The sequence below is a fragment of the Flavobacterium sp. UBA7663 genome, from assembly GCF_002483315.1.
Lineage (GTDB): Bacteria > Bacteroidota > Bacteroidia > Flavobacteriales > Flavobacteriaceae > Flavobacterium.
This window is the reverse complement of the sequence record NZ_DLHR01000009.1, coordinates 1-3,194: the sequence shown is the minus strand read 5'-3', so window position 1 is coordinate 3,194 and position 3,194 is coordinate 1. Positions and strand designations below refer to the sequence as shown.

The window sequence follows — 3,194 nt, the reverse complement described above, 5'->3', positions numbered from 1 at the left end:
GCGACCCAGTGATAACGTTTCGCGGACACGCGAAGTTGCGAAGCCAGCGAACTGAGTTGTTTCCGCTAAGATAGAATTTATTCGTGAAAATAGAGCTGACGCAACTCAAATCCAGCAATTTCTCGTGACCGCTGTTACCTGAATTTTGCGACACGAAAGTTGAGCACGAAAGAGCTGACATTAGAAAATCTACAAACCGAATCGCCAAAGTTCAAAAATGCAACGCATTTTTCTGGAATACACAACGGACAAAGATTGCGAAAGCTTGGACACAAGAAATTCGACAATTATTTTCCGTTTCAATATTCGACAATCAGTTTCGGCAAACACTAAGAATCTGGAAAACCGCACTCGTTTTTTTCTACAAAGCGAAGAAAATGCGTTTATGAAATTATCAAGCTAAACGAAAAACTGGCGCGGACGAGGAGCAATTTCAGGTAACGTTTTGCCGCCATGTCTAGTTGCGGCCAAAATAGCAGAGTATTCTCCGCTACTGTGAACGAAGTTAAGGAAATAAGTATTTCCGGTGACACGAATACAGCAATTAGTCATGGCGGCTGTTATGCGGCGTTTATATTACTGTCTTTGCTTTTTGTAATCTAATTTGACAATTAGTTCATTTTCTGTGAGTTTTAATATTTTTAATCTTTCAGAAATATTTTTCCCATTTAAAGGAAATGAAGTAATTAAAACTGAATCGGAAAGTTTTGACCAAGTTCCATCTACAATTTCAAATTTCACTTCTTTTATTCCGCTTGGACAAGATGTGTTAGTTGGCACTTGCGCTCTAATTTTTTCATCTTTAAAAAATTGTAATCCAATTGAGTTTCCGAATTCTTTTGCAGAAACATATGTTCTGTTATTGCTAGAATCTATTTTGACTGCTATCCAGGTTTTTAGCAACATATTATTATCAATCCTTCTGGATGAAAATGAAGTAGTTATAATTACGATCAGAAATAAGATTAAAATCTTTCTCATTATAGATAAAGTTCGGGTTAAATGTCGCATAACGTTTTGCGCATAGGCGACGTTGCGGCCAAAGCGGAAACGAGTATTTTCCGCTAATATAAAGTTTATTCGTGAAAATAGAGTTGAAGCAACTCAAAACCAGCAATGATCGCTTATGCGCTGTTACCTGAATTTTGCGACACTAAAGATGAGCACTAAAGAACTGACATTAGGAAAATCTACAAACTAAATCGTCAAAGCTCAAAAATGCAAAGCATTTTCCTGGAACACACAACGGACACAGATTGCGAAAGTTTGGACGTAAGATTTTCGACAACTATTTTCCAAACCGATATTCGACAATCACGTTCGACAAACATTAAGATTCTGAATAAAATTTCATTCTTGGTTTGTGCAAAGCGAAGAGAAAGCGTTTTAGGAATTCTAAAGCAAAACGCAAAATTGGAGCGGGCGAGGAGCAATTTCAGGTAACGTTTCGCCGCCATGTCTAGTTGCGGCTGAGATAGCAGAGTATTTTCCGCTACTGTGAACGAAGTTAAGAAAATAGATGTTTCCGGCTACACGAATGCAGCAATTAGTCATGGCGGCTGTTATATGCAGCTTTAGCGATCGTAATAAAACCAATTGCTACTATAATTGTTGTCAAAATTCTCTTTACTGTCAAGCAATATCGAAAATGTATTTTCTTTAAAATAGTTAAATTCATCGTACTTGGTTAAGAGATTGAAATAAGCTTTTGAAAAAATTTCCCGATTACCATTCTTACTATTTTCATCAACTTGTTTATTCGTGAAAAAAAGGAAAGTTGTCCAAGAAAATTGGCGGTGTATTTTCCAAATGTCATTTAATCCTATTTCGTTTTTCATCGCTTCAATTTCAAAACTTGGAATTTTTGAATTAGCTTCATCTTTTGCAATCGGCTCAAACGAAGTGAAGATTACAAACACGTTTTCGGCATCGTATTCATTGCGTTTTATTTCTTTGAATTTTTGGGCAACTAACCTTTGCTTCTCACTATCAAAATTTCCATGTAAATCGTCTCTAAATTTCAGTTCATCTTCTTTGTATTCGAGAATTATACTCAGTCTAGGGGTTTTGTTCTTATCATTAATAAAATCGTAAAAAACGTTAAGAACAGATACATCAAATTTTGAATTAATCCAATGCGCAAGGCCGACAAATTCAGATTTCATGTTGGTCTTATTTTGCTTTATTGATTTTGTTTCAATATAATCTTTGTCAGAAGAGGTTATCATTTTACTGGATGTGGTTCAAAGTTGCATATAACGTTTCGCCGCCATGTCTAGTTGCGGCCAAGATAGCAGAGTATTCTCCGCTACTGTGAACGAAGTTAATGAAAATGGAGTTTCCGGCGACACGAAAACAGCAATTAGTCATGGCGGCTGTTACCGGCTGCCAAAATTAGTTACTTTGTTTATTTTCAACTACAAACCAAGAAGCTACATATGCTGTAAATGTTCCAAACAATCCTACGCCAGCTGTCATCAAAATCGCAGCAATTATTCTACCTTCTGTAGTCACAGGAAATTTATCTCCGTAGCCAACGGTTGTAATTGTAACATATGCCCACCAAATTGCATCTTCAGCAGTTTTAATATTACTATTTGGATCGTTTTCCACTTGAAGAATTCCAATCGCAGAAAAAATTACAAGTAATACAGCAATAATAGAAACCGAAGTAAATGCGCCTTGAGCTTTATTTGCGAAAATATGGTCTACAACATTTTTTGTGGTACGAAATGCTCTAACAATTCTAAGCAAACGTATAAGCCTTAATAAGCGTCCAGCACGTAAGTAATCAATCATTGGAATACATGAAATCAAATCAATCCAACCCCAACGCATAAATTCCAATTTATTTTTTGCACGATTAAAACGAATGCAAAACTCTATAAAGAAAAAAGCACAAATTCCATTGTCTATATAGTTCAATAGGTTAGAAGTTTCGGGCGGAAGTTTGTAAACGGAATCGATAACTAATGCTCCCAAAACATAGATTGAGAGAATTAAAACAACTAAATTCAATAAACTGAGCTTATCTGATTTTTCTTCTTTGGTAGGTGTCATTATGTGGTTTAGTGTTCATTGGTTGCCGGTAACGTTTCGCCGCCATGTCTAGTTGCGGCCAAGATAGCAGAGTATTCTCCGCTACTGTGAACGAAGTTAATGAAATTGATGTTTCCGGCGACACAAAACCAGCA

Annotated in this window: 3 protein-coding genes; all 3 read right to left on the bottom strand. The window is 36.3% G+C overall.

Features of this window, described 5'->3' with window-relative positions; genetic code table 11:
• Positions 1-576: 576 nt before the first annotated feature.
• The 3 genes from B2741_RS01965 to B2741_RS01955 all read right to left on the bottom strand — a co-directional run bounded on the left by B2741_RS01965 (position 577) and on the right by B2741_RS01955 (position 3,060).
• The gene (locus B2741_RS01965) at positions 577-981 is read right to left on the bottom strand and encodes a hypothetical protein (RefSeq protein WP_291134944.1); all 405 of its coding nucleotides are present in this window, start codon (positions 979-981) and stop codon (positions 577-579) included.
• A 593-nt stretch (positions 982-1,574) separates the two neighbouring features.
• Positions 1,575-2,228 (bottom strand): hypothetical protein, encoded by a 654-nt coding sequence (locus B2741_RS01960; RefSeq protein ID WP_291134942.1) that lies wholly within the window; start codon positions 2,226-2,228, stop codon positions 1,575-1,577.
• Between the two features lie 166 nt (positions 2,229-2,394).
• Positions 2,395-3,060, bottom strand: a complete 666-nt coding sequence (locus tag B2741_RS01955; RefSeq protein ID WP_291134940.1) for a potassium channel family protein — start codon at positions 3,058-3,060, stop codon at positions 2,395-2,397.
• Positions 3,061-3,194: the final 134 nt, after the last annotated feature.